Source organism: Scytonema sp. PCC 10023 (assembly GCF_963920835.1).
Classification (GTDB): Bacteria; Cyanobacteriota; Cyanobacteriia; order Cyanobacteriales; family Nostocaceae; genus Kalymmatonema.
In genome coordinates this window covers 1-2,200 of record NZ_CAWUDP010000261.1, presented here as the reverse complement: position 1 = coordinate 2,200, position 2,200 = coordinate 1, and the positions used below count along the sequence as shown (strand labels likewise).

General features: G+C 45.2%; 1 protein-coding gene. It reads left to right on the top strand.

Translation table 11 applies throughout. The annotated features are described in order from the left end of the window. The first annotated feature begins 542 nt into the window (after positions 1 to 542). Positions 543 to 2,114 (top strand): group II intron reverse transcriptase/maturase, encoded by a 1,572-nt coding sequence (locus ACM0OZ_RS48505; RefSeq protein ID WP_414590100.1) that lies wholly within the window; start codon positions 543 to 545, stop codon positions 2,112 to 2,114. The last annotated feature ends 86 nt before the right edge of the window (positions 2,115 to 2,200 follow it).

Genomic DNA, 2,200 nt, shown 5'->3' with positions numbered 1-2,200 from the left:
TAGTGCGATTCGTTACTAGCTGAATCGCGGTAACCAGTCCGTACATAAGCTAGTCAACCGGAAACGGCTGAACTCCAAGCAAGATGAAGGTGAAAGCCCTTCCCCTCAAACTCAGGGGTGACTCCTTATCTGCCCACACCGAGTGAACTCGGAATTTCACAGAGTGAAGCTGGGAACAGGGCGCAATCAGACGGCTGTTATGGGCTGACACTGGCGCTAACAGGGAGTACCCACGGTGAAACTGAACCTAGAAAAGCGACCTACGGCTTGAGCAGGACATAACACAAAATCCCTGACTTGGCTAGAGAAAATCCCGCCGATATCTTAGGGGGTAAGCGGCAAGAGTAAGGGGTTCTAGCGGTTGAAATGGTTCCACCTAACGGTACACAAAAATCAGCTTGGGGAACGAATAAAAACGAGTCAAAGGTCTTGGGAACGGTCGAAACCCAGGTAAGCCAGACGAGCGGCTGAATTCCGTTGATTCGGGTAGGACAGACCGTAATTGGTCTGAGGTGTTCAGAAAACAACTTTAGGAGTAGAGCATGATTGGGCACAGTAGCAATGCTAGTGAATCTTGGAAGAACATCGCCTGGGGAAAACTCAGACGTAGTTTATTTCGCCTACAAGTAAGGCTGTTCAAAGCAGTTAAAGCAGGAGACATGCAGAAAGCAAGGTCTTTACAAAAGCTGATTCTGAAATCTAAGGCTGCACGGTTACTGGCTATTAGACAAGTAACACAGCTAAATGCTGGCAAAAAGACTGCGGGAGTAGATGGTAAAGCGTCCCTCAACTACGAAGAACGCTTCCAACTAGAGGAAACTCTAAAGGAACAATATCTTAACTGGCATCATAGCAAGCTAAGACAAATCCCAATCCCGAAGAAAGATGGTAAAACCAGAATTCTAAAAGTTCCTACTATTGCAGACAGAGCATGGCAGTGCCTTGTGAAATTTGCACTAGAACCAGCACACGAAGCAACATTCCACCCAAAGAGTTACGGGTTCAGAACAGGACGCTCTGCGCACGATGCGCAGAAAGTCATATTCATTAACCTAAGCTCAAACTCAAATGGGATAAAAAAGCGAGTAATAGAACTCGACATAGAGAAATGCTTCGATAGGATAAACCACTCCGCCATAATGGATAATCTCATCGCCCCACAGGGTATGAAGAGAAGTATCTTCCGCTGCCTTAAGGCTGGGGTTAACCCGGAATTCCCAGAACAGGGAACACCACAGGGTGGCGTGGTAAGTCCACTTTTAGCCAACATCGCACTCAACGGAATCGAAAGTATACATAGATACCACACAAACGGTGGCAAGGCAAGAATAACGCCCAATACGTCGCCAAGTGACATCATAGAGCCATCCATTAGGTACGCGGATGATATGGTTATAATACTCAGACCCGAAGACAATGCAGAAGAAATACTTGGAAAAATAAACCAGTTCCTTGCAGATAGAGGAATGAATATCAGTGAGAAAAAGACAAAGATTACTGCATCGACAGATGGTTTTGATTTCCTCGGCTGGCGCTTCAAAGTGCAAAGCAACGGAAAATTTAGATGTGTCCCTTCGGAGGACAATTACAAATCATTCCGTAAGAAAGTAAAAGCCATCGTCAATTGCTCTAACTATGGTTCCAAGGAAAAAGCTGAAAAACTAGCCCCCTTGGTTAGAGGATGGAGGAACTATCATAAGTTCTGTGACATGGATAAGTACTCTCTATACCATATCCAACTCAGAACATTCAGAGTGTTCAACAAGGAAGCAAAGAACAACCGATATACTAGTAAGACTTTACTAAATAAGGCGTTCCCAAAAGTTCCTTACTCCGAAAATAAACACGTTAACGTTAAAGGAAACAAGTCTCCTTATGACGGTGACCTCATCTACTGGAGCGAGCGTAATAGCAAACTCTACGACGGTGAAACCTCTAGAGCCTTAAGAAAGCAAAACCATGCGTGTGGTCATTGTGGTTTAAAGATGCTTAGCGAAGAACGAGTACATCTACACCACATAGATGGTAATCACGACAACTGGAAGAAGAAAAATCTGCTAGCTGTACATGAAAGCTGTCACGATTATATCCACATGAGCAAAACCGCAAGGTAAGAACATCGGGAGCCGTATGCACGGAAACGGGCACGTACGGTTCTAACAGAGAGGGACGGGGGATAATACCCCCTCTCGACTCTACC

Bases quoted from the DNA above. Each gene is read 5' to 3' on its own strand.
- ACM0OZ_RS48505 (WP_414590100.1), top strand. From the start codon at position 543: ATGATTGGGCACAGTAGCAATGCTAGTGAATCTTGGAAGAACATCGCC.